This window comes from Aquiflexum sp., from assembly GCF_041751335.1.
Taxonomy (GTDB): domain Bacteria; phylum Bacteroidota; class Bacteroidia; order Cytophagales; family Cyclobacteriaceae; genus Aquiflexum.
Genome location: NZ_JBGSXS010000343.1, coordinates 1 through 26,256 on the forward strand (window position 1 = coordinate 1; position 26,256 = coordinate 26,256).

At 39.8% G+C, this 26,256-nt stretch carries 20 protein-coding genes and 1 tRNA gene; 19 read left to right on the plus strand and 2 right to left on the minus strand.

The genetic code is table 11. The annotated features are described in order from the left end of the window. The 16 genes from ACEW8U_RS19105 to ACEW8U_RS19180 form a co-directional block, all read left to right on the plus strand. Window positions 1-2,457, plus strand: a 2,457-nt coding sequence (locus tag ACEW8U_RS19105) for an outer membrane beta-barrel protein (protein WP_373523660.1), incomplete at its 5' end; no start/stop codon positions are given. An 850-nt stretch (window positions 2,458-3,307) separates the two neighbouring features. Further along, entirely contained in the window at window positions 3,308-4,321 is a 1,014-nt protein-coding gene (locus ACEW8U_RS19110; protein WP_373523661.1) for a GRP family sugar transporter, read from the plus strand. A gap of 2 nt (window positions 4,322-4,323) precedes the next feature. Beyond that, window positions 4,324-5,355 (plus strand): Gfo/Idh/MocA family protein, encoded by a 1,032-nt coding sequence (locus tag ACEW8U_RS19115; protein ID WP_373523662.1) that lies wholly within the window; start codon window positions 4,324-4,326, stop codon window positions 5,353-5,355. Beyond that, window positions 5,352-6,593 carry a ribulose-bisphosphate carboxylase large subunit family protein gene (locus tag ACEW8U_RS19120; protein WP_373523663.1) on the plus strand — a complete coding sequence of 414 codons (1,242 nt, stop codon included), beginning with the start codon at window positions 5,352-5,354 and terminating at the stop codon, window positions 6,591-6,593. The genes ACEW8U_RS19115 and ACEW8U_RS19120 overlap by 4 nt, the downstream gene beginning before the upstream one ends. After that, complete coding sequence (locus ACEW8U_RS19125) at window positions 6,590-7,972, plus strand: four-carbon acid sugar kinase family protein (protein ID WP_373523664.1); 1,383 nt, start codon at window positions 6,590-6,592, stop codon at window positions 7,970-7,972. Before ACEW8U_RS19120 ends, ACEW8U_RS19125 begins: the two co-directional genes overlap by 4 nt. Before the next feature lie 37 nt (window positions 7,973-8,009). Continuing rightward, window positions 8,010-8,855 (plus strand): phosphogluconate dehydrogenase C-terminal domain-containing protein, encoded by an 846-nt coding sequence (locus ACEW8U_RS19130; RefSeq protein WP_373523665.1) that lies wholly within the window; start codon window positions 8,010-8,012, stop codon window positions 8,853-8,855. Beyond that, window positions 8,852-10,516, plus strand: coding sequence for a DUF4038 domain-containing protein (locus tag ACEW8U_RS19135; protein ID WP_373523666.1), 1,665 nt, complete (start codon window positions 8,852-8,854; stop codon window positions 10,514-10,516). Before ACEW8U_RS19130 ends, ACEW8U_RS19135 begins: the two co-directional genes overlap by 4 nt. Beyond that, the gene (locus ACEW8U_RS19140; RefSeq protein WP_373523667.1) at window positions 10,516-12,309 is read left to right on the plus strand and encodes a hypothetical protein; all 1,794 of its coding nucleotides are present in this window, start codon (window positions 10,516-10,518) and stop codon (window positions 12,307-12,309) included. Before ACEW8U_RS19135 ends, ACEW8U_RS19140 begins: the two co-directional genes overlap by 1 nt. 127 nt (window positions 12,310-12,436) lie before the next feature. Continuing rightward, window positions 12,437-13,438: a GntR family transcriptional regulator gene (locus tag ACEW8U_RS19145; protein WP_373523668.1), complete on the plus strand. Its 1,002-nt coding sequence runs from the start codon at window positions 12,437-12,439 to the stop codon at window positions 13,436-13,438. Window positions 13,439-14,491: 1,053 nt separating this feature from the next. After that, window positions 14,492-15,298: a MotA/TolQ/ExbB proton channel family protein gene (locus ACEW8U_RS19150; RefSeq protein ID WP_373523669.1), complete on the plus strand. Its 807-nt coding sequence runs from the start codon at window positions 14,492-14,494 to the stop codon at window positions 15,296-15,298. Between the two features lie 60 nt (window positions 15,299-15,358). Then, complete coding sequence (locus ACEW8U_RS19155) at window positions 15,359-15,688, plus strand: hypothetical protein (protein WP_373523670.1); 330 nt, start codon at window positions 15,359-15,361, stop codon at window positions 15,686-15,688. Then, entirely contained in the window at window positions 15,688-16,329 is a 642-nt protein-coding gene (locus tag ACEW8U_RS19160) for an ExbD/TolR family protein (protein WP_373523671.1), read from the plus strand. The genes ACEW8U_RS19155 and ACEW8U_RS19160 overlap by 1 nt, the downstream gene beginning before the upstream one ends. 1 nt (window position 16,330) lies before the next feature. Beyond that, window positions 16,331-16,792 carry an ExbD/TolR family protein gene (locus tag ACEW8U_RS19165; RefSeq protein WP_373523672.1) on the plus strand — a complete coding sequence of 154 codons (462 nt, stop codon included), beginning with the start codon at window positions 16,331-16,333 and terminating at the stop codon, window positions 16,790-16,792. A 64-nt stretch (window positions 16,793-16,856) separates the two neighbouring features. Next, window positions 16,857-18,185 carry an MFS transporter gene (locus ACEW8U_RS19170; protein ID WP_373523673.1) on the plus strand — a complete coding sequence of 443 codons (1,329 nt, stop codon included), beginning with the start codon at window positions 16,857-16,859 and terminating at the stop codon, window positions 18,183-18,185. Beyond that, complete coding sequence (locus ACEW8U_RS19175; protein WP_373523674.1) at window positions 18,178-19,653, plus strand: NAD(P)H-hydrate dehydratase; 1,476 nt, start codon at window positions 18,178-18,180, stop codon at window positions 19,651-19,653. The genes ACEW8U_RS19170 and ACEW8U_RS19175 overlap by 8 nt, the downstream gene beginning before the upstream one ends. A 68-nt stretch (window positions 19,654-19,721) precedes the next feature. After that, window positions 19,722-20,969 carry an MFS transporter gene (locus tag ACEW8U_RS19180; RefSeq protein WP_373523675.1) on the plus strand — a complete coding sequence of 416 codons (1,248 nt, stop codon included), beginning with the start codon at window positions 19,722-19,724 and terminating at the stop codon, window positions 20,967-20,969. A gap of 46 nt (window positions 20,970-21,015) precedes the next feature. Here ACEW8U_RS19180 and asnS read toward each other — a convergent pair whose 3' ends face one another. Continuing rightward, window positions 21,016-22,467: an asparagine--tRNA ligase gene (asnS, locus tag ACEW8U_RS19185; RefSeq protein WP_373523676.1), complete on the minus strand. Its 1,452-nt coding sequence runs from the start codon at window positions 22,465-22,467 to the stop codon at window positions 21,016-21,018. Between the two features lie 196 nt (window positions 22,468-22,663). On the opposite strand from asnS, the gene rpoN reads away from it, so the two are divergent. Both rpoN and ACEW8U_RS19195 read left to right on the plus strand, forming a co-directional pair. Further along, entirely contained in the window at window positions 22,664-24,121 is a 1,458-nt protein-coding gene (gene rpoN, locus ACEW8U_RS19190; protein ID WP_373523677.1) for an RNA polymerase factor sigma-54, read from the plus strand. Further along, entirely contained in the window at window positions 24,122-24,739 is a 618-nt protein-coding gene (locus tag ACEW8U_RS19195) for a PA-phosphatase (RefSeq protein ID WP_373523678.1), read from the plus strand. Window positions 24,740-24,787: 48 nt separating this feature from the next. Here ACEW8U_RS19195 and ACEW8U_RS19200 read toward each other — a convergent pair whose 3' ends face one another. After that, a complete protein-coding gene (locus tag ACEW8U_RS19200) occupies window positions 24,788-25,528 on the minus strand; it encodes a porin family protein (protein ID WP_373523679.1) in 741 nt (246 codons plus the stop codon). 176 nt (window positions 25,529-25,704) lie between these two features. Between ACEW8U_RS19200 and ACEW8U_RS19205 the strand changes: the two genes are divergently transcribed. Continuing rightward, window positions 25,705-25,778, plus strand: a tRNA-Arg gene (locus ACEW8U_RS19205). Window positions 25,779-26,256 lie beyond the last annotated feature (478 nt).

Genomic DNA, 26,256 nt, shown 5'->3' on the forward strand with positions numbered 1-26,256 from the left:
GAAAAGATTACCATTTTAAAATTCCTGATTATGGACTGCTTCTCAAAAGTTTTCCTTTTAATGGCAACATTGTCTGCCCTGTCATTGTCTGCGATCGCACAATCACAGGTGAGTGGCATGGTGGGGGATTCGGAAGTTAAATTTCTGTCCTTCGCAAATGTGCTGTTATTGCATGCGCCAGATTCCAGTTTCGTAAAAGGGACCATTACTGGTGACGATGGTAAATACATTTTCGAAAATATTGAAAATGGCCACTATCTGATCAAAGCGCTCATGATTGGGTATCATCCGGGTTTTTCTTCCTCATTTCATGTGGTTGACGCCAAATTTGAAGTAGGTTCTATTGCATTGGTTCCCGATGAATTGATACTGAATGAAGTAATCGTTGAAGGAATGAAACCGCTGTACGAACAGCATTTGGACAGATTGGTAGTAAACGTGCAGAGTAGTATTACAGCAGCAGGCTCCACTGCTTTGGAAGTAGTGGAGCGCTCTCCTGGTATTACAGTTGACAGACAGAACAATGTTCTTTCGCTGAACGGCAAGGCAGGGATTCAGGTGATGATCAATGGAAAACCTGCAAGACTACCGCCTTCAGCAATAATCCAAATGCTGGATGGGATGAATGCGGGCAACATTGAAAGGATTGAATTCATTACCAGTCCATCTGCTCGCTATGAAGCAGAAGGAAGCGCAGGACTGCTCAATATTGTTCTTATCAATAGTCCGGAATACGGCACCAATGGATCTTTTTCTTCCTCGTTAGGATACGGAAGGTACGGGAAGTCAAATGCCAATGTAATGATAAATCATCGTAGCGAAAATCTGAATATTTATGCAGATTATTCTTTGGCCAACAATAAAGGCTGGTATGAGCTGGGGAATATTCGGAACGTAATAAATCAGGGTCTGCCTACAGCAACGAGTTCCATAGGCAGCGGCTCACTAAAGCAGATTACACAAACAATGCGACTGGGTTTCGATTATCAGCTTAGTCCACAAACAACTATTGGAGGAGTTTTTTCGGGGTTTTCCAACAACCAAGTTACCGAGGTCATCAATACCATTCGGATACATGAAGATCTAAAAGAGTCGGTCTTCGTGGTAATGGATACGGATGAAACCAACCATTGGAATCATGTTATGGGAAATTTAAACCTAAGGCACAATTTCACGGACAAACAGGAGATAAGTTTTGATTTGGATTATCTGGTATATCGTAATACGAGCCCCGCCTCATACGATATTCTTTACCATTTTCCGAAGACGGGAGAGCATATACAGGAAAAAGTCAAAGTAGAAAAAAGCACCCCCATCAAAACGTTTATTTTAAAAGCAGATTATGTGTTTCATCTCACTGATAATTCTAAGCTGGAGTTTGGAGGCAAAGGTTCTTTTACTTGGCTGGATAATGAGGTTGCTGTAGATTGGTTGACTAAAGAAGGATGGAATAGAGATTCTCAACTAAGCCAACGAATAGATATGAGTGAGAATATCCTGGCTGGATATACCAGTTTTTTCTTTCAAATGAATACTGATATCACGATGCAGGCCGGTCTGCGCTGGGAACATACTTACACAAATATCAACAGTCCCCAAGAAAATAACCTGGTTTTGAGAAGGTATCATCAGCTATTTCCCAATCTGGCGTTTTCCAAGAAATTAAATGTAAACAATACAATACAGGTATCTTATAACAGGAGGATTACCCGTCCAACATTTAATAATCTTGCACCTTTTGTAAGTTTTAAAGATCCTTATTCATTTTGGTCAGGAAATACGGCCTTAATGCCCACCATATCCGATGCCCTACAGGCAAGTTATCAAATCAAAAACAAATACATCCTTTCCCTTCAGGCAGGATTAGATAAAAATGCGGTAACATGGTTGGTTCAATTGGATCCGGAATCAAATAGGCAAAATGTGTTTATCGCAAATACAGATCAGACAAATACCTATTCACTCAATTTGACAATACCGGTATCCATTTATAAGTGGTGGGAAATGGAAAACACAATGTCCGCTTTTTGGCAACAAAACAGCACCCTTTACGATGGTGAAGATCTAAATATAAATGGTCGGTACACCCGATTTAATACTACCCAAAATATTAAGCTCCCCCATAGTTTCAATATGGAAATCAATGCTTTTTATCAAAGTAAGGCAATTTATGGCATATTTAAGCAGACCGCTACCGGTTCGTTGAATATGGGGATCCGGAAAGAATTGAAAAATGATTGGGGCACCCTTGTCTTAAATTTCAATGATATTTTTTGGACCAACCGCTTTAGAATAAGGTTAGCTTATCCTTCCGTAAATCTGGATCAAATTTTTTATTACACCCCCGAACCACGGGTACTTAGGCTTACCTATAGGCGGAATTTTGGCAATAATAAAATAAATGCGGCCGTCAAACGGAAAACAGGATCTGAAGATGAGCGTAATCGGGTACTATGATTTGTGATTTGAATACGATTCGTTCACCTATGGAATATATTTTTAAAAAAATTGCCCGTAGCCTAACGAAAATGTCCGAATTTCGCTCTCGTATTTTGTTTGGGGAGAGTTAATGGGTCTTTAATAAGTAGATTATATCTGGCATTGACTGTAGAAAAAACCAAAAGTCTTCAATCTCATTCCCAGATGTTTGTCTATCAAATCTGAAAGGCCGGAATCCAAGAAAGACTTAAAAACAAAATTAAACCCTCCGAAAGGGGTGATTTTTTCCGCTGATTTTGTAACTTTCATCCTTGTTTGAGATGTTTCTCAGCACTCAAATAAGTAAAAAAAAAGAGCTGGAAAAGCCTGATTCAAACAAATTCAGCCGCTTTTTCGGCTTATTCCTTAATCCGCTTGCGGATTTAAGGTAATTATATAAAAATATAAATATTTTTTCCTTTCTTGAATCAAAGCGTTTTTCTGGAATTGGAGCTTCCCATAGGTTGGTCAATCCCTCCAATCTTTTGAAGTTCACATTCCTCAATTCAAAAGGATTTCCGTTTCTATTCCTAAGCCATTTCTCCGTTTCACCCACTCCTTACTTTCTGATCGATTCGCACCATTTTTGAAAAAATAGCTCTTTACTCTCCACTCCAGGAGAGGGCTTTCACCCCCCACGGCTACCGCTTCACTCACTTTACCTTATCCCAAATCCTGGCAAGCCTGCGACATGGGAAGTCCGTTACATGAAGCCGTAGCCAAAACCTACTTTAGGGGGGCGATGGAGTCAATTCCTTAACAGAAAGTGCAGGAAAGTAAATGGTCAATCATTAGGTATAATTGTGTATCCAAAACCTATTTTCTACCCATGGTACTTATTCAAAGTTATTCATTCGCCATTGTTGCCTTTATTATCTGCATGACCTGCTGGGGCTCCTGGGCCAACACGCAGAAGATGGCTAAAAATTTTCGTTTCGAGTTATACTATTGGGACCTCATACTGGGTATTGTGGTTACCGCAGGGCTAGCGGCTATAACCTTGGGGTCGCTAGGTAACGAAGGAAGAACATTTTGGGAGGATTTGGGGCAGGCAACCACGTTAAGCATCTTAATGGCAATCCTTGGCGGAATAGTTTGGAACCTTGGTAACTTACTGCTAGTTGCAGGCATCTCTCTCACTGGTCTAGCTGTTGCTTTCCCAATTGGCGGTGGTATTGCTTGGGTTTTAGGGATTTGCTATAATTTATTGCTGGAAATTCTTGATCGTGGTTATAGCGAAGGGCAGCCTTACGTGCTATTCACTGGCGTGCTCTGCGTGGTGGTAGCCATAATTTTCTCCGCAAGAGCCTATAAAAAGCTTGAAGGTCCAAACTCCAGACGTTCTAGTAAAGGCATCATCGCATCGGTTGTTGCCGGATTCCTTATCGCCTTTTTTTACGGCTTTGTAGTACAGTCCATGGACAATAGCTACGTGGCAGGGGGGACTGGAACGCTGACTCCTTTTACTGCTGTTTTCTTTTTTTCGATCGGTGCGCTGATATGTACAGTGGTCGTCAATCCAATATTTATGGCGTATCCAGTGGATGGTGAACCAGTAAGCATGAAAGATTTTTCTAAGGCAACCATCGCTGAGCATGCTGCCGGTTGGATGGGTGGGTTTATTTGGATGAGTGGCATGGTACTTAGCTTCATGGCAGTTGGTGCAGGCAGTCCCGCTATCTCCTATGCATTGAGTAACGCAGCTCCCGTTGTAGCAGCTATCTGGGGAGTATTTATTTGGAAAGAATTTAAGGGATCAGGCAAAGAGACAAAACTCCTGCTGACGGGCATGTTTGCATTCTATGTAGTGGGACTTGTGTTTATTGTCTGGTCAAAAATCTAATCATGGAAAAGATACTAAAATTGGGCATTATCGGAACTGGCTTTTGGGCCGACTTTCAAATCAATGCCTGGAAAGAATTAGAAGGTGTAGAAATAGTTGCCTTATGTGACCAAAACATGGAAAAGGCCCAGGCAGCTGCTAAAAAACACAGTATTATTAGGGTCTACACTGATATAGACAAGTTACTTGATGAAGAATCACTCGATTGTATAGACATAATAAGTAGTATTGATTCCCATAAGAAACTCGTCTTGAAGACAGCTGCAGCAGGTGTCAATGTAATTTGTCAAAAACCCATGACGGATAATTTTGTTGACTGTCAGGCCATGGTCGATGCCTGTAAAAAGGCGGGCGTAAAATTCTTCATACATGAAAACTTTCGATGGCAGACTCCCATCAGGGCTTGTAAGGAACTGATCAAACAGAATACTATAGGTAAACCGTTTCGCTCAAAACTGACGTTTTGTTCTGGTTTTCCTGTTTTTGACAACCAGCCTGCCCTTAAAGATCTGGATCGATTCATTATCATGGATTTGGGAGTGCATTTGCTCGATACAGCTCGTTTTTTGTTCGGGGATGTAGCAAGGCTATATTGTCAAACACAAAAGATAAACGAAAGCATTAAAGGTGAGGATATTGCCAATATCCTACTGACTACTAAGGATGGGCTTGTTTGTTTCACTGAGATTTCATATGCCTCTCACCTGGAAAAAGAATCGTTTCCACAGACGCTGATGCTGATTGAAGGTGACACCGGCTCGATCCGACTGGACTTAGATCACCAAATAGTCGTCACCAGAAAGAATGCAGAAACTACCAAGAAGACCTATGACCCTCCTAGGTATGACTGGGCTGACCCCGCTTACGCCCTTGTACACTCATCCATCGTAGACTGCAACAAGAACATTCTTCAGGACCTGATGGGTGAAAAACCGGCTGAAACCACCGGTACTGACAATTTAAAGACTATGGAACTCGTGTTTTTGTCCTATGAATCAGCCCTAACAAATCAGTCAATAGCCACTTCACTATGAACAGATTAACCGCCACTTACTGGTTGGAAACTGACTTTCCTTTGGAAAAGGCCATCGCTATAATGGCTGGCGAGCAGTCGACTGGTACTTTCGTCAAAATACCAGGAGAAAGTCAGGAACTGATGGACAAATATGCTGCAAGAGTTGAAAGTATTGAGCTGATTCAGGTGGTTGACTCCTATTCGCTCCACAATGGGAAAAGGACAAATGGGCCTATTCAGCAAGCCATGGTTAGGCTGAGTTGGCCCTTCGAAAATATCGGGTACAATTTATCTATACTGCTCGCCACTGTGGCTGGTAATCTATTTGAACTAGCTCCTTTTTCAGGATTGAAGCTATTGACGATTGACTTTCCGGAAAGCTTCAAAGAGCATTATCCAGGCCCTAAGTTTAGCATAGCAGGTACCTATAAGCAAATAGGCATTAAAGATCGGCCTGTTATCGGTACGATTATCAAGCCAAGCGTTGGTTTGGACCCGGAAACCACTGCCCAGCAAGTGAGTACACTCATTGAAGGCGGGCTCGATTTTATCAAAGATGATGAATTGATGAGCTCATCTACCTATAATGTATTCGAAAAGCGAGTGGATGCCTGTATGAAAGTCATCAATAACTACGCACAAAAAACAGGTAAAAAGCCAATGTATGCCTTCAATATCAGCGGCACAACATCCGAAATGCTGAAAAGGCATGACTATGTCCTCGGCAAGGGTGGCACTTGCATCATGGTTAATCTCCTTTGGGCTGGCCTAAGCAGTATAGAAGAGGTGTCCCTGCATAGCCAATTGCCTATCCACGGACACAGGAATGGGTGGGGGATTTTCTCCAGAAATCCAGCAGTAGGCATTGCCTACTCAGCCATGTCGAAAATCTGGCGTATGGCCGGCGTGGATCACTTGCATACCAATGGGCTGCGAAACAAATTCTGTGAATCGGACGAATCAGTTATTAAATCAATCAAAGCCTGCCAAACACCGATATGGGCAGGATCAGATCGGGCCATGCCTGTAGTCTCCTCCGGTCAATGGGCAGGGCAGGCTTTTGACACCTACAAAGCAGTAGGCAACCCTGAACTGATGTACCTTTGCGGAGGGGGCATTATGGGACATCCAGATGGTATCAAAGCAGGCATCGACAGCGTAAAACAAGCGTGGCAAGCAGCAATCGACGGTCTTTCGATAGAGGAAGCCAGACAACAATATCAGGCAGTTGACAAAGCATTTAAGTATTTCGGATGAAAGACAAGAAGGATATTTTACTCAGTTTTTATGGCGATGATTTCACAGGATCCTCCGATGTAATGGAGTCTTTGAGTCTGATGGGCATTCCTACGATCTTATTTATTGATCCTCCCACCCTGGCGGCAATTGAGAATTTCAATTGGAAAGGAGAAAAAACAGAAGAAAAAGGACCTATAGCATTTGGGGTGGCGGGGATTGCCAGGAGTCTGACTCCCAAAGAAATGACCGACGAACTGGATCCTATCTTTGGTGCTATAAGTGAAATTCCTACCAATTACTTTCATTACAAAATTTGCTCCACCCTAGACAGCGCTCCAGACATCGGCAATATTGGCACTGCACTTGACGTAGCAGAAAAGTATTTTCCGTCATCTTTTATACCGCTTCTACTTGGTTTGCCTTTACTAAATCGCTTTGTCGCCTTCGGGAATCTTTTTGCACGGATCGGTGATGAAACCTTTCGTCTGGACCGACACCCTGTGATGTCTCGGCATCCAGTCACTCCTATGATGGAAAGTGATATCCGCCGTCATCTCGCGTATCAAATGACACGAAAAATATCACTAGTTGATTTTTTTGCATTGGACAACATAGCCGAAAAATCAGCACAAGGTATTATAGGAAACAAAGACAACAGCAACCCGGCACCTGTCATCCTATTCGATACGCTGGAAGACAAGCACTTACCCAAGATCGGCCAGTGGATACATAAAAATAGCCAATCGAAACACCAGTTGCTACTTGGCTCCTCTGCCATTGAATATGCACTGGGGACGGTGTATGGGATGCCACAAACACAGAAAAATCTACCTCATGCGGTCAGCCCGACACTCATAGTCGCTGGCAGCTGTTCTCAAACAACTGCTGACCAATTGAATCATGTGTCTGAGCTTGGATACGAAATGGTCAGGTTGCTGGTAGATCAGGTTTTTGACGACGAAGGGCAGGCTGAGCAAATCAGAAAAACCGTGACAATCTGTCTCAATCATTTGCTTTTAGGGCGAAACACTGTAGTTTTTTCAGCCCTAGGGCCATCAGATCCAGCAGTTCAGAATATTTTGAATGCAGATCAAACTAAGGCACAACCTCATAGGATTGCTGCCACTCAAGCTATCATTACAAAAAAAATCATTGAAGAATTTCCATTGAAACGACTTGTGACTGCTGGAGGTGACACCTCTGGGTACATCATCAAAGAGCTTGGTATTACGGCGCTGGAGTTTAAAAATGAACTAGCCCCAGGCGCACCGCTATGCATCGCACATGCTGAGCACAAGGGGACCGACGGCCTCGACATTGCCATCAAAGGCGGACAGAATGGGACAGTCAGGTATTTTGAATTTGCCCAGATGGGTGGAAGCTTACAAAAAGTATAGATCAATAATTAAGTCAAAAACGTATAAAACACAAATTATGGCACACACTAAGATCAACGTCACTCTCGTAGGAGCAGGAGGAAAAATGGGTTATAGGCTCACTAACAACCTGAAAAATGACCCTAACTACGAGACCAGCTACCTGGAAGTGAGCGAAGTAGGGATTCAGCGTATGGCGGAATTGGATGTTCACCCTACCAAAGCCGAGGAGTGTGTTCCAAAGGCGGATATTGTTATTTATGCAGTTCCCGATATTGCCATTGGGAAGGTCACCGAGCAGTATGTGCCTATGATGAAAGTCGGCGCTATAGGCATGTTTCTGGATCCCGCAGCTCCACTGGCGGGACACCTAGCACATAGACCAGACATCTCTTATTTTGCTGCACACCCTTGTCATCCCTCAGTATTCAACTGGGAACCTACTGAAAAAGCACATTTCGATTATTTTGGAGGAATTGCTGCCAAACAAAGTATTGTGTGTGCACTGATCCAAGGCCCGGCTTCACATTACGAAACTGGCGAAGACCTCGCCAAAGTTATTTATGGACCTGTCACAAAATCTATCAGGGTTACCATCGAACAGATGGGTATTCTAGAGCCAGCTTTATCAGAGACCTTTTGTGGAGCGATGATCTCACTTATAAAAGAAGGTGCAGACGTAGCCGTCCAAAAAGGAGTGCCCAAAGAGGCAGTTTATGAATTCCTAAAAGGCCATATCAACATAGAATTAGCGCTCTTATTCGATCAACTGCCAGGAGGTAAATTTTCTGATGCAGCCATCAAAGCGATTGAAATCGGGAAGCAAAAGATATTCAAAGAAGGCTGGCAAGAAATATTTGAACCTGAGTCAATTAAATCTCAAATACAAGCAATTACAAAATGATACGCAATATTTTATATGTTTTTATTTTCCTCTTTGGAGGATTATTATTCGGGTGTCAGCAAAGTGATACTTTAACAGAGGTAGAACAGTGGACAACATACGAAATCACGCTGAAGTCCGAAGTTCAACTTGGCAATCCATACATGGATGTAGACGTGTATGCAACCTTTATCTCCAGTAGTGGTGACACACTTGTCCGCCCCGGGTTTTGGTATGAAGATAATACGTGGAAAATTCGTTTTGCCCCTCCTGCTGCCAACGAAACTTATCGCTGGGAAACCTTCACTAATAACCCTTCGCCAGGCCTTAGTGGAAAAAAAGGTCAAATCACATCGATACAATATAGCGGGAATAACCAGCTGCTTAAAAAAGGCTTTTTGACCATGTCGCCTGGAAAAAGAAATGTAGTTCATCAAGATGGTTCCCCCTTTCTAATGATTGGCGACACCCCTTGGGCGCTGCCCTTCAGGGGAACCGTGGAAACAGTCAATCAATATGCAGAAGACCGACGGTCCAAGGGCTACAATACTGCTCTTCTCATGTCCATACAACCAGACCGCCTTGCTGAAGGCCCAGATAGCAGACTTGAGGACTATGGCTTTGGTAAGGCGTTTTATGATTTAAAAGATAAACATATCACGCAGATGAATCCTGCATATTTTCAAACCTTGGATACCCTTGTTGGGATTCTATTCGAGCACGAAATTGTACCTGTATTTCAACCTGTATTCCAGGGATTTGGGTGGAAAGGACAGGATGCTTTTGGCAGAAGCACAGTACCCGAGGAATATATTCGTTATACCAAGTACGTGCTGGCAAGATACGGGTCCATTCCAGCAATGTACTTGGTATCAGCTGATGGAATGGGCAAGGAACCTGGTATAAAGGAAAGTGGAGAAATGCTTGCCCAGTGGGACTGCTACGAACAGCCTCGTGGGATCCACTACTCTCCAGCCGACGACTATGTCCCAGATTGGCATCAAGGCAATACAGAGGACTACTTTAAGCACCGGAACATGTCTTATCAAGCCGAACCATGGCTTAATTTCCAATGGTGCCAAACTGGACATGGTGGCCAACACCTTCTTGAGAAAGTGGAAAAAATGTACCATAACAAACCGACCAAAGCGGTAGCAAACGGCGAACCTACTTACGAAAGAATAGGCGATCCTAATAATAGCACAGGCTGGTGGCAAGGAGATGAGGCATGGTCCCAGATCATGTCTGGTGGTACTATGGGTGTTGTATACGGGGCCGCCGGTGTTTGGAACTGGAAGCTGAGAACAGAGGAGCCCGGTTTCCCTGATTGGTCAACTACAAATGCTTCGGCAGTTGAGGCAATTAAGTTCGAAGGAAGCAAATACCCAGGATTACTGGGTAAAGCATTCAAAGGCTATGATATCGTCGATATGGAGCTGGGCGAAGAGCTTTCAAACGGCCATAAAATGCTCTTCAAACAGGATAAGTTCTACGCAAGTTATTTACCTGAAGGTGGAGAAATCACCATACGGAACCTCAAAAAAGGGCTCCCGATACGTTTCTACGATCCGAAGGTCGGTACCTTCACAGAGAGTGGCAAGGTGGAGGCGGAAGAGCAGAGCTTTGTTGCCCCGGACAATGGCCCTTGGGTAATAATGATAGGTGAAAAAATAGGCAACTAGTGAGCAAACGATTAAAAGCTGGACATCTTGAATTGCTTTACGAGGAGGGCTTTCTTAGGTACATAAAACTTGGGGGCCATGAGGTAATCAGAATGATTTACCATGCTGTAAGAGACCAAAACTGGGGCACTATCCCAATGACAATTTCAAATGAATTTGTGCATGAGGGTGGCTCCAGCTTTGAGATCAGCTATGATGCAAGTTTTCAGCAATCAGGTATAGACTTCCAGCTGCAGTGCCACATTAAGGGTACATCGGATAGCGAGATATTTTTCGACTATCGCGGTGTGGCTCAGACTTCGTTTAAGCGAAACCGAATCGGGTTTTTGATTTTGCATCCCATTAGTACCTGCATAGGGCAGCCGGTAAAGATTGGCCATACAGAGGGAAGCCACACCGATACCCGATTTCCAGTACAAATAAGCCCCTACCAGCCATTCATGAATATTGCGGAAATGACCTGGCCGATTGGCTCCAACTGGCAGGCAGACCTGAAGATGGAGGGCGAAACGTTTGAAGCAGAAGATCAGCGAAACTGGACGGATGCTTCTTACAAAACTTATTGTACCCCCTTGGGAATCCCGTTTCCTGTGACGATCAACCAAGGTGAGATCGTCGAGCAAAGGGTTTCTCTGGCTGTAATGGCAAAAGGTGAGAATAGGAAGACAGCTCTTCCAATACAGCGTAAAATTACATTTGGCGAAACCGTTCCGTTTCCTAAGATAGGGACAGTAATAAGCCAAGTCCCCAGCGCTATGTCCATCCAGTTGTTGAAAACCTCTGGAATTGCCTACACTAGGGTTGAATTAAGTATTGATAATGAAATCAAGCCTGCTTTAGAAATCCTCATCAAGATCCAAAGTACCGGCCTTCCTGTGGAGTTAGCCATTTTTACTGACAACCCGTTTTTCGTCGATAAGGTGGCTGAGATCAAAGAGGCTTTGATCATGGTAAAAAGTATTCTTCTGCTCCCCAATAAGGGAAAAACGACCTCTCAAGAAATCATAGACGCTATACCTCGTTTACGGGATCTGCTCCCGGGTGTAGAAGTCTTCGCTGGAACAGATGCTTTTTTCGCAGAGCTGAATAGATTCCCTTTGGACCATTCAAATTTAGATGGGGTATCTTATTCCATTAATCCTCAGGTGCACGCTTTCGATAATCGTTCGCTTATAGAAACTCTGGAGGCACAATCATATACCGTGACTTCGGCCAAAAAGCTGTTTCCCAATAAAGAAATCAAGGTTTCTCCAATTTCTTTTCATATGAGATGGAACCCTAATGCCACAGACCCTTCGATACCTGCACGATTTCCCACTGGTTTAACAGACCAGAGACAGTTCACGTTCTTTGGGGCTTGCTGGTGGCTGATTTCTTGGAAATACATGGCAGAATCGAAAGTAGATAGTATCACGTATTTTGAACTTACTGGGGAAAATGGTTTTTTCAGTACAATTAATAATCAAGGTGATGAGGTCACTTTTTCTCCGATGTTTCTCCTTCTGAAAGAAGTACTAGGTCTCAAGCCGGCTAAGATCAAAGTGTCTAAAAGCACCGATCCCCTGGTTATTGATACCATCGTATTTGAGATTGGTACAAAAATGGTCTGTATGGCGGTTAATTGGTCGGAAGAATCAAAGTCTATGAACTTTCCACAGGGGTTTAAGCCAACCAGATTCACTACGGGAGCCGATCCTACAACAGGAGAGCTTGTCTGGAAATCATGTGAAACTATGGATTCCTCGACTTTCACCCTTCAGGGAAACAGTCTTACCGAATTGATAAAAAGCTAGCAGAGTTGTAACTAGACTATCTTAAATGACAGATTATTCCTAACTTTTGATCTGAAAACCAAATTGACAAAAACCCTTAGTTTCCAATTCTATTATGAGCAAATTTGATCAGATAAATGAGGATTCAATGCTTACAAAGCATCAGCAGTTGATAAACTTGATCACAGATGATATTGCAAGAGGAAAATATAAAACTGGCGAAAGGATTCCGTCTATCAATGAAACCAGCTTCTACTACTTACTTTCTAAAGATACAGTCGAAAAAGCTTACAATGAGTTAAAGGAAAAAGGGATATTAACTTCCGTCAGAGGCAAAGGGTTCTATGTAAGCCTGGCAAAAGGAAATTCAAGTAGGTCCAAAGCATTATTGCTGTTCAATAAGTTAAACCCTTACAAAAGGGCTATTTATTACTCGATCATTAATACAGTCAAGCACCACGCTGTAATCGATATTCATATCCATCATTGTAACCTACGTATTTTTGAAGAGCTTCTTAATGAAAATCTTGACAAGTATGACCACTATGTCGTGGCTCCACACTTCTTTGATACTAACTTCAACTCCGTTGATGGCTACGAACTTATCCAGCGAATTCCCAAAGAGAAAGTAATCATTGTAGACCGACAAGTGGTGAACCACGAGCAGGCCTATCCTGGCATCTACCAGGACTTTGAGCAGGATATTTTCCTTTCTCTCTATAATGCACTTAGCTTGCTTAAGAAATACGAAACCATCAAACTGGTCTTTCCAAAGGACAGAATGTACCCACCTGAAATGATAACAGGTTTCAAGAAATTTACTTTCATAAACGAGTTCAAAAACCTAGTTATAGATGGAATCGATGATGACGAAATACTAGTAGTAGGTGAAGTCTATATAGTGATTGCAGAAACCGACCTTATATCAATTGTAAAAAAATGCCGGGAGCAAAAGCTAAAGTTGGGTCAAGACATAGGCCTGATTGCATTTAATGACACACCGTTAAAGGAAATACTCGAAGAAGGAATTACAACCATATCGACTGATTTTAATTTTATGGGTGAGTTTATAGGAAAGCTAATTACAGGCGAGGAGTCCATTCAGCTAGCGAAAAGACCTTCTAGGCTAATCAAAAGGAATAGTCTATAGCAGAATATTGTTGAAAAATATTACAAAAATCTCGATATGTATGCTATTCAATTTGTGAATATAATTTATTTTGATGTATGCATGTGGAGTTTATTTCAAAACCATAAATATTCTCATTAGAGAAATACTGAATAGTTAAAAAATTTAACAGGAGATTTTTAGCTGAAGATGATGTTTTTAAAATTAAAATAGGAGATTTTGAATGCACCCTTTCCGGGAAACTATGTATAAATATATGGCCAAGGATTTTTTTAACCTTATTGCCCGTAGCCTAACGAAAATGTCCGAATTTCGCTCTCGTATTTTGTTTGGGGAGAGTTAATGGGCCTTTAATAAGTAGATTATATCTGGCATTGATCTAGAAAAAGGCAACCTAGATTTCCAAAGAAATATACTCCATGATTAGACATTATCTCTTCATTGCCATCAGAAACATCAGGAAGAGCCTGGGATTTTCATTGATTGACTTTTTAGGTTTTTCCATAGGACTTTCCATATCCATAATTGTTTTGCTATTTATCCAGTTTGAGTGGGATTTTGATATAAACTATATCTCAATTTTAATTCATTAAAAAGTACCAACTACCTACATATCACATTTTAAACTTTGGATACAATGAAAATCCGCTGAGTTAATTTTTGCCTTTTCATGAAGTTGTTTTTTGTTGATTGAAAATTATTTTTTCAATGATCCTCCACAATATGAAATTTGAATCTAGTAATTTGATTTTTGAAGTTAAAAAAGAGAGAATTTAAAAGAGGAATTAATAAATTGCAGTTTTTACAGTGGCTTTTAGTTGATAAAATTAGTTCAAACATGGTTTTTATCCATTTATTTTAATTCTGTGTCCACTTATATAATTAACCTAATTAATTCATATTCCTTCATTTAGCTTGCCAACAAGTTATGAAAAAGGGTTTATTTCTGATTTTATAAAAAATTTATGAATGTTTCCTTTGCAATTTGAAATGAAAAAATGATAACTTTAAAATCTCATTATTAATTTAGAAACCGTTTTAACCTTTATTTAAATTCTATTTAAAATCTACATTATGAAAAAGTTAATCGCTTTGTTCATGCTTTCCGGAATCTTAATGTTCCCGGTAACTACGAAAGCTCAAGACGCAGACCAAGATGCTGCAGACACTACTGAAATTGTGGAACAAGCAGCCCCAACTCCCGCTGCACCAGTTGTCATTGATGATGAAATCATCGAAGAAGACAAAGGTTTCCATCAAGTCATCAAAGAAAAGTTTATTGAAGGTGATCCTACCTACATGTCTCCTGTATTGATCTGTTTGATATTGGGTCTTGCAGTAGCTATTGAAAGGATTATTACTTTAAATCTTTCTACCACAAACACCAAAAAGCTTTTGGCGAGAGTTGAAGAAGCACTTGAACAAGGTGGTATTGAAGCGGCAAAGGACGTTACTAAAAGTACAAAAGGACCAGTTGCTTCAATCTTTACACAAGGACTGATGCGATACACTGAAGGTATCGATATGGTAGAAAAATCAATCATTGCCTATGGATCCGTTGAAATGGGCCGATTGGAAAAAGGATTGGTTTGGATCTCACTATTCATCTCCCTTGCTCCGATGTTGGGTTTCATGGGTACGGTAATCGGTATGATCGGTGCATTTGACGCCATCGAAGCAGCTGGTGATATATCTCCGTCTCTAGTAGCAGGTGGTATCAAAATCGCCCTTTTGACTACAGTAGCAGGTTTGATTGTAGCAATTATCCTACAGTTGTTCTACAACTACTGTGTTTCAAAAATCGATTCTTTGGTCAATGACATGGAAGATGCTTCAATTTCATTAGTGGATATACTAGTTAAGCATAAGTTGACTAAATAATTATTTAGTTGGATAATTGAAATCAACTGAATATTATTATTAACTTTATAAAAAACCATTATGGATTCTATAGATATATTTATATACGTTGCTGAGATTCTGGTTGTCGTCGGGGCTGTAATAGCGATAGTGATGCCGCTTATTAAGTCCCTAGATAATCCAGCTTCTCTGGTGAAAACAGCAATAGGTGTTGCCGTATTGGTCGTGGTGTTTTTCATAGCATATTCCATTTCAGATGGAGAAGTGCTTCCAAAATATGCGGCCGATCCATTTAATCTTACCCCAAGTATGTCGAAATTCGTTGGGGGTTCATTAATAACTGTGTATGGCCTATTTATCATTGCGATATTGGGCATCGTGTTAACTGAAATCAATAAAGCAATTAAGTAATGGCAAAAAAGAAAGTGAGAGTGAGTCAGGAGGTAAATGCAGGGTCAATGGCGGATATCGCTTTCCTGCTGCTTATCTTCTTCCTCGTGACTACTACGATTGCTTCGGATAAGGGTATTTTGAATATCCTTCCTCCCAAGCAAGATCCCAATCAGCCGCCTCCAGAAATCAAATTGAATGAAAGAAACATCTTTAACATTCTAGTCAATGCCAATGATCAGTTATTGGTTGAGGGTGAATATCTCGAAAATACTGAGAAACTTGCAGAAGATGTTAAAGCCTTCATTTTGAACTTTGGTGCACCTGATGAGGACGCGACGGCTTTGTACAACGCATTACCGCAATCACTAAAGTCCCAAGCTAATAGGAGTCCGGAATCTTCAGATCATCCAATGTCTGGTGGCGCTGTGGTTTCCATCAAGACAAATAGAGGTACCAGTTACGAAAGGTATCTTGAGGTTTTGGACCAAGTGAAAAAAGCATATTTTGATATTTATGCTGAAAGAGTCGGAATGACAACTGATCAGTACAGATCTATGACCGGTAAAAATGCTGCCGAGAAAGAGTTGTTGGACAGAGGAAAAGATGGAATCCCTATGGCGATCTCCATTGCAGAACCAGATAAAATAGGAGGAAATTAATATGTCAAAATTCAAGAAAAAACCGAAATCTGACCCAGGAGTATCTACTGCGTCACTTCCAGATATCGTTTTCATGCTTTTATTTTTCTTCATGGTCACGACAGTCTTGAGAGAACAAGATCTACTTGTGGAACAAAGACTTCCTCAGATGACACAACTTCAGAAACTAGAGAAAAAGACTTTGATTTCTTACTTATTTGTTGGAAAACCTAAGAACACCTCGCTCTATGGGACAGAACCAAGGATTCAGGCAAATGACGTATTGATCGGTACAAAAGATATTCTCCTTTGGGTTAATCAGGAAAAAGATAAATTATCTGAAGCGGAAAGAGATCAAATTACGATTTCCATGAAAGCCGATAGAGAAGTGAAAATGGGTCCAATCTCAGATATTCAATTTGAATTGAGAGAGGCTGATGCCAGGAAATTGATGTACGCCTCTACTGGTAGGGTAGAAAATTGATTCAAAATTTAATCATTTAATTTAAGCTATCCCTAAAAGGATAGCTTTTTTAATTTTGACACAAATGGTTCAGGCAAAGATCAAAGAAAGAAAAAAAGTCCAATCTGCGTGGGCCATGTATGATTGGGCTAATTCTGTTTATAGTCTAGTCATCACCTCTACCATTTTCCCTGTTTATTTTAATTCTGTTACCAAATCTGAGGAAAGAGGAGATGTTGTCTCTTTTTTTGGGATTGATTTAGTCAATACGGTTCTTTATTCTTATTCAATTTCTTTTTCTTTTCTGGTTATTGCCATAGCATCACCTTTTTTGTCCGGAATGGCAGACTATGGTGGAAAGAAGTTGTTTTTCATGAAAATATTTGCTTATCTGGGATCATTGGCCTGTGTTGGTTTATTCTTTTTTGATGGCGACAATCTTGAATATGGGGTCATATGTGCTGTTTTGGCCAGTATTGGTTATGCTGGCAGTATCGTTTTTTACAATGCTTTTCTACCTGAAATAGCTACAGAAAATGAATATGATTTTTTGAGTGCCCGTGGTTTTGCCTTGGGTTATATTGGAAGTGTGATTTTGTTGTTGCTGAATCTATTTATGATAGAGCTTCCCGATTTCTTTGGACTCAAAGATGGGGGACAGGCTGCAAGATGGTCTTTTTTGATTACAGGGATATGGTGGGCAGGTTTTGCTCAGATTTCGTTCAAGTATTTGCCGGATAATCCCTACAATAAAAAGGTGAAAAAAGCCTTATTGCTGAAGGGTTACAAAGAAATCAAAAGGATATTTAAGATTGTAAAGGGTTCATCAGTGATGAACAGATTCCTTGCGGCTTTCTTTTTTTATAGTATGGGCGTTCAGACTGTCATGTATCTAGCTGCAAGTTTTGGAGATAAGGAATTGGGATTGCCCGGAGATAAGTTGATTATTACCATTTTGATTATTCAACTTGTAGCCATCGGAGGCAGTTACCTCTTTGCCTATGTATCCAAGCTTTTTGGAAATAAAGCGTCACTGGTTATCATGGTTTTTATTTGGGTCCTTATATGTGGTGCAGCCTACTATGTGGTTAGCGAGTACCAGTTTTATGCCCTTGCATTTGTAGTGGGTATGGTCATGGGAGGAATTCAGGCGCTGTCGAGGTCTACTTATTCCAAACTTATTCCAGACGATACGACCCAGCATGCTTCCTATTTTAGTTTCTATGATGTTACCGAAAAACTTGCAATTGTTTTGGGAACATTTTCGTATGGTGTGATAGAACAGATTACAGGTAGCATGCGAAACAGTTCCTTGGCTTTGGGTTTATTTTTTATTGTTGGTTTGGGATTTTTATTATTAATTAAGATACCTAAACAAGATTTTCAACCAATAATTGAAGTGAAAAATGCTTAGTATCATTTCAGGTAAAATAGTTTCTGAACTGGATAAATCCTTTATTCAAACCAACGGAATTTCTTCTTTGGATTTGATGGAAAATGCTGCTTTATCTTTTTGCGATTGGTATTATGGGCAGTTTCCATATATTGATCAGTCCATGTACATTTTTTGTGGACCAGGAAATAATGGAGGTGATGGTTTGGCTATAGCAAGATTGTTATCTGGTTCCGTTGAAAAAATCACGGTTATTTATTTTACCGAAGGTGAGCACTGCAGTAAGGATTATCAATCTAATTTCCACAGGTTGCCTAGAAACGTTGAAAAAATTCATTATCAAGATGTTGATTTGGATATAAATAATTCTGACATCATTGTTGATTGTATTTTTGGTGTAGGCATTAATCGTCCTGTTGAGGGTATCTATAAGGAAGCAATAGAAAAATTGAATGGAATTGTAGCCAACAAGATATCCGTGGATATACCTTCAGGTATTCCAGCAGATACCATGCTGGTTGGAGAAGCTTTTCAGGCGGATTTCACAATCACTTTCCAATTCCCAAAACTTTCTTTACTCTTTCCAGAACACGCGAAGTATACTGGTCATATCAAAATTTTAGATATTGGGATTTCAAATGATTATTTAGAAAAATTTGCAGATCAAAAATTTTTTGTTGAGGAGGAAGATATTCCTCCCTTGCATATGAGTTTTCACAATTTCAGCCATAAAGGTGATTTTGGGAAAGTACTGCTACTTGGTGGAAGTACCGGTAAAGTTGGGGCAATATTATTGGCCTCAAAAGCAGCTTTGAGAACAGGTAGTGGTTTGGTATCTGGTCTTATCCCAAATGAAGAACGGGTTATTTTACAAATTGCTATACCGGAAGTAATGGTATATACTTTTGAAGATTTTGAATCCTTAAATGAATTTGATGCCATTGGAATTGGTCCGGGATGGGGGGAAGATGTCGATATTTCTTTTCTTGAAAAATTACTTTGTAGTTATTCTAATCCTGTGGTTATTGATGCAGATGGATTGAATGCTTTGTCGAGAAATTCACAATTGCTTGATAGCATTCCTAAAAATAGTATTTTGACACCCCATCTGAAGGAGTTTGAAAGACTAGTTGGTGCTTGCAAAAATCACATTGAGCGGCTGGAAAAGGCGCGGAAATTTTCTGTTCGATATGGGATCTATTTGGTTTTGAAAGGGGCCTTTACTTGTATCAGCTGTCCGGACGGAGATCAATATTTTAATTCCACAGGCAATAAATATATGGCCACTGCAGGTTCCGGAGATGTTTTGACAGGAATGATTACTTCCTTTTTAGGGCAGGGATACAGCTCTTTTAATGCAGTAATTTGTGGGGTTTATCATCATGGCCTTGCAGGAGAACTGGCATCTAAGAAATTGCGAAGGGGATTAATCGCATCCGACATTATTCAAAAAATACCTGAAACATTTAGGTTGATGGGGATTGACTGACAAATAAATGAGTTGTTTTAGAACTTAATTAATTTAGCAAAGGTTAATCATGGAGTATTTTAAATCTGATGAACAAAGAAAAACTTTTACTTTGGACCTTAGCGGCAATAAATTTTACCCACATAGTTGACTTTATGATATTGATGCCTCTCGGCCCGCAGCTGATGAGGATATTTGAAATATCACCGAGAGAATTCGGATTATTGGTCTCTTCTTATACTTTTAGCGCAGGAATCAGTAGCTTTTTTGGAGCTTTTATTCTTGATAAATATGATAGGAGAACCATTCTATTGTGGGTGTTTACAGGGTTTTTATTTGGGGCCATGGCATGTGCCCTTTCTCCTAATTATGCTATTTTATTGATTTCTAGGATTGTATCAGGGATTTTTGGTGGGTTGACTTCAGCCTTGGTACTGTCGATTATAGGTGATGTAATTCCCGATGCCCGGAGAGGTAGAGCAATGGGTTTGGTAATGGCCGCCTTTTCCGTCGCATCAGTTGTCGGTGTGCCATTCGGTTTGTTTATAGCCAGTATATCTAATTGGCATGCTCCCTTTTTCTTTTTGGCAGGATTGTCGTTGGTGATACTTTGGATGATTTTTAAATATATCCCCACGATTACAGCCCATATCCAAAAACAACAGTTTAAGCCAAGTCCAATTCAGGTAATTAGGAGAGTAACGGGTAATACCAATCAGATGCGGGCCATCTCCTTAACCATTATGATGATGTTGGGTCAGTTTGCTGTTATCCCATTCCTAAGCCCTTACATGGTCGCTAACGTTGGTTTTAGTGAAATTGAGTTAACCTATATCTATATGGCAGGAGGGTTTTTCACCATATTTACATCTCCCTGGGTGGGTAAATTAACTGATAGGTATGGGAAGATTAAGGTCTTTACCATATTTATGACCTTGAATGTGATTCCGATTGCCGTAATTACACAATTGGGGCAAACCCCCATTCCTTACGTTTTGCTGATTTCTACGATTTTCTTCGTGACTTCCAACGGAAGAATGGTCCCTGCCGCTGCTTTGATTACAGGTACTGCCAGATCTGAGAATAGGGGGAGTTTTCTCAGTTTCAATTCGGCTGTCCAACAATTCGCAGCTGGTTTGGCTTCTTTTCTGGCTGGTTTGATTTTGGCAGAGGGAATTAATGGCGAATTGGTGAATTATGACATTGTGGGTTATTTTGCTATCGTCCTGAGTTTGTTATGTATCCCTTTGGCCAGAAGGATTAAAGTGATCGATGTGGAAGAACCGGAAATTGTTTTGGACGACCCCACCGAATTAGTAGCTGAGAAAAACTCATAAAAAAAGCCGCTTAGCAGTTAAGCGACTTTTTTCTGAAATAATAAATTTAAAATTCTGCATGTCCCGGAGTTCTCGGAAAAGCAATAACATCTCGGATATTTCCCATTCCGGTTACAAACAGTACAAGCCTTTCAAAACCTAAACCAAATCCAGCATGTGGGGTAGAACCAAACCTTCTTGTGTCTAGATACCACCACATTTCTTCAGTCGGGATATTCATTTCTTCCATTCTTTTGGTGAGTAGATCAAGCCTTTCTTCTCTTTGTGAACCTCCGACAATTTCTCCAATTCCCGGGAACAATATATCCATTGCCGCAACGGTTTTGCCATCATCATTTTGTCTCATGTAGAAAGCCTTGATTTCCTTGGGGTAGTCTGTCAGAATTACCGGTTTTTTGAAATGCTTCTCGACCAAATAGCGCTCATGTTCAGATTGCAAATCCACTCCCCAATTTTCAATCAGGTATTGAAATTTCTTTTTCTTGTTATAATTGGAATTTTTAAGGACATCAATGGCTTCAGTATAAGTAAGTCTTTGAAATTCATTCTCCACCACAAACTGCAACCTCCCCAACAAACCCATTTCACTTCTTTTATCCGCTTTTTTGGTGCTTTCCTCTTCTTCAGCCCTTTTGTCAAGAAACTCGATATCATCTTTACAGTTTTCTAGCGCGTAGGAAATTATATACTTAAGAAAATCCTCGGCAAGATCCTGATTGTCTTCGGCGTCATAGAAAGCCATTTCTGGTTCGATCATCCAAAACTCAGCAAGGTGACGGGTGGTGTTGGAGTTTTCTGCTCTGAAGGTTGGTCCAAAAGTGTAAATGTCAGCAAGTCCCATCGCCGCAAGCTCACCCTCCAATTGTCCTGATACAGTCAGATTGGTCTCTCTTTCAAAGAAATCCGCTTTGTAATCAATTTTTCCATCTGGGGTTAAAGGTGGGTTTTTGAGATCAAAAGTAGTCACTTTGAAAGTTTCTCCAGCACCTTCAGCATCTGAAGCAGTGATAATTGGGGTATGGATGTAAAAGAAGCCTTTATCATTAAAGTATTTATGAACCGCAAAGGCAAGGGCATGTCTTACCCTAAAGACTGCCCCAAATGTATTTGTCCGTACCCTTAAGTGGGCGATTTCCCTGAGAAACTCCAAAGAGTGTTTTTTGGGTTGAAGCGGATATTTTTCAGGATCTGCTTCACCTAATATTTCAATTTTTGAAGCATTCAGTTCAATTTGTTGTCCCGAGCCTTGGGAAGTCACTATTTTTCCAGAGACCTTCAAACAGGCACCTGTTGAAGCTTTTTTTAGGGTTTCCTCATTGATCAAATTGGGGTCGGCCACCACCTGAAAGTTTTTGATGGATGAACCATCATTCAAGGCAATAAAGGAAACGTTCTTGTTGCTTCTTTTTGTCCTGACCCACCCCATGATGGTAATATCTTGGTCAGCGTAATCTTTTTCCAGAAGCTCTTTGATTTTTACTCTTTTGTTAAAGGCCATATAAATATGTATATATAATAAATGTAAGTTTAAGAGCCTCATAAAATAGACCTCTTAAAGGGAATGCAAAAAAACGATATAATAAGCTTTTTATCAATAAATAGTTCTAATTTCCTAAATTTGAAATCTGAGAAGATGGAGTCGGTAGTACTAAGGACTTCAGAATTTTGGAATTCTTTTCAAACAAAAATAATGTATGCAGAAACTTCATTTAAGTCAGTCTCTATCTCAAAAACTTTCTCCGCAACAAATACAATTCATTAAACTTTTACAAGTGCCTACTGCTGAGTTGGATACTAGAGTTGAGGAGGAACTTGAGATTAATCCTGCCCTAGAAGAAGGGAAGGAAGAAGATAAAAAAGATTCTGAAGAAGAATTTGAGGACAACAACTATGAAGAAGAAAATACTTCAGAAGATAAAGATGTCAATATTGAAGATTACCTCAACGATGACTACGGTGGTTACAAGATGCAAGGCGATGGTAACTATTCACCCGATGAGGAGGAGAGAGAAATACCCATATCAGGTGGAATATCCCTTCATGAGCAATTGATTGCCCAAATGGGATTTTTGAAGCTTGATGAGAGGCAAAAAATCATTGGCAGGCAACTCATAGGAAGTATTGAAAATGACGGTTATATAAGAAGGGATCTTGAAGCGATTATCAATGACTTGGTCTTTAGCCAAAACATTGAAACAGATGTCGATGAAATAGAGGAGATTTTAAGGAAAATACAAAATTTTGATCCTGCGGGGATTGCGGCGAGGAATCTTCAGGAATGTCTTGTTATTCAATTGGAAAGAAAAGAGCATCCCGATGATCCCACTGTTCAGAATGCCATAAAAATTGTTAGTGATTGTTTTGAAGAGTTTACCAAAAAGCATTATTCCAAGATTCAAAAGAAACTCGATCTAGCGGAAGAAGAATTAAAGGAGTCAGTCAATATGATTACACGGCTTAATCCAAAGCCGGGTGGAACTTCAGATGGTTTGGTCAAAACCCAATATATCATTCCTGATTTTATACTTACCAATACAGAAGGTAAATTGGAAATTTCCCTGAATTCCAGAAATGCCCCTGAATTAAGAATTAGCCGCTCGTATTCTGAAATGTTTGATGCCTATGAAAAAAGCGACAAGAAGGATAAGAAATTAAAGGATACAGTGACATTTGTAAAACAAAAACTAGATGCTGCCAAATGGTTTATAGATGCGATCAAACAAAGACAGCTAACATTATTAAAAACCATGCAGTCCATACTTGATTTTCAGGGAGATTTTTTCTACGAAGGTGATGAGACTAAATTGAAACCTATGATCCTGAAAGATATTGCAGAAAGGATCGAAATGGATATTTCTACTGTTTCCAGGGTCGCAAATAGTAAATCTATTCAGACTGAATTTGGAATTTATCCGCTGAAATATTTCTTCTCAGAAGGAATAGCTACTGACTCTGGCGAAGATGTCAGTAATAAAGAAGTGAAAAGTGTGCTTCAGTCATTGGTAGATGCTGAAAGTAAAAAAAGACCACTTTCTGATGATAAACTGGTAAGAATGCTCAATGACAGGGGATATAATATAGCGAGGAGAACGGTTGCCAAATATCGTGAACAATTACAGATTCCAGTAGCCAGATTAAGAAAGGAATTGTAAGTGATCAGAAAAATAGCTTTAATTTCATCTTTTGCCCTTCAGCCGCTTATTGTTCCAAGCCTGATATTTCTTTTTTTATTGTTTTATGCTCCTCAGGCTACAAGTATGGGTTCTTGGGAAAAGGGATATGTTCTTTTGATGGTATTTTTGACCACCTTTACAATTCCTGTTTTAAGTATTTTTACCTTGAAATTGACTAAAAATATTTCCTCTCTTCAAATGAAAAATAAGGAGGAAAGGTTATTTCCTTTTTCAATTGTCAGCTTATATTATGTGATGTCCACTTATTTTTTTCAAATAAAATTTAACCTTGAACCTTTGTTGATTCAAACCTTGGTTTCAATTACCATTTGCGTGATTTTATTGACAGGAATTACTTTTTTTTGGAAAATAAGTGCCCACATGGTGGCAATTTCCGGTTTGCTTGCCATCATCATTGCTGTAGTGACACAGTTTCCCGGAAACGATTTATTGTATCTGATAATGGGGGGTATCTTAATTACTGGGGGGCTTGCCTCTTCAAGACTTTATCTTGATGCCCACACCCCATTGGAAGTTTTAGGAGGGATTTTGTTAGGATTTGGAGTTTGCTTTTTTTCGTTCCGATATTTTACATAAAAAAAGCCGGGATTACCGGCTTAATACTTTTAGATGACGAAGGTGTTTCTAGAACAATGCCACAGAAATCCCGAAATTTATCTGAGTAGCTTGGGTAGCAAATGGTCCTCGTTCTTTTTGGAAAACTTGGTTTAACCCATAATACCCCCATAAGTTGATGCCTGAAAAACCAAATCTACCATATATGCCATATCTTAAGGGATTGAATCCGAAAGATTGTCTATCCTTGATTTGTCTGTCAAGACCATTGCTGTCGCTGTACGCGATTTTGGTCTGTGCCTGCATTAGGTATCCCACTTTTCCACCAATCGCCAACCGCATACTTTTCTGATAGTTATTTTTGTTAAAATGATACCTGAATTCAAGCGGTACTTCAATAAAGCTTGTTGAAACGTTATTTCTCGAAATAGAAATATTATCTCCGTACACATCGGTGATATCCAATAATTGACTTGATTCAGGACCTAATGTTGGGTTATTAAACAAAGCTTTATCATTGTTGAAAGCCAATTTATCAGTCCCGACGCCTATTCCTGGATTAAAGGTGAATCCCGAGTTTTCAGCACCGATATTTATAGGGTGCTGATAGTAAATATTAAATGTTCGGGAAGGTAGAAATCTTCTTTTTAATTCATCCGGGTTGTTATTTAAAGTATTGAACCCAAATTCAATGAATAAATCACCCTTAATATCAGGTCTCCCACCTATTGGAGTTCGTTCTTTTTCTTGGGCAAATACGAGGCAGGTAGCAATTAAATTGGATAAAAGGATTAGCGTTATTCTTTTCATGAAAGAGATTATTGTTTTTAAAATTGCTGCTAAATTATAAAATCAAACTTGATTTGCGTTTCTTTTTGTCTTAATAATTCTTAATTGTTTATAGGTTCTTTAGAATGATGGTTAACAAAACTTGGGTAATGCCTTTTGTTAATTCAAAAAACCTACCTACTTTTGCAATCCCAAATGGCCTCGTAGCTCAACTGAATAGAGCACCTGATTACGGCTCAGGAGGTTTCAGGTTTGAATCCTGACGAGGTCACTTCTAGCGCGATTCTAGGGCGCTTTTTACCCGGTTTTGTCTCCCTTTTTTCGTGGGGATTCAAAAATTGATTTTGACAAATGATTCTTTCAAAAGGATTTCTATCACTTTGAGGATTTATAAATTCGATTTGTAGAAAAGACTCGGGTTCCGGATTCCACTTTTAAGTTGTGGTATTTTCTTTGAAATTAAGTAACAGTGATTTGAAATCTGGAAAATTTAGAAACTTAAATGGATTTATGGTAAAATTTGTCTCACTAAATCAACAAATTATAAGAAACTGATTTTTAATTTATAAGTTTTACAGTTAATTATCTTTTAAAACAAGAAAGAAATTTTACCTTTGCAGTCCTGTTCTGAGTAATGGGTTTTAAAGATGCCGGAAAAAGTTCTGGTTGATAAGATTTACCACGGGATAATTGATCCTGACATTTCCTTTTTAAAAGGGAAAAAGTTCATTGAAATGTTGAAGACGAAA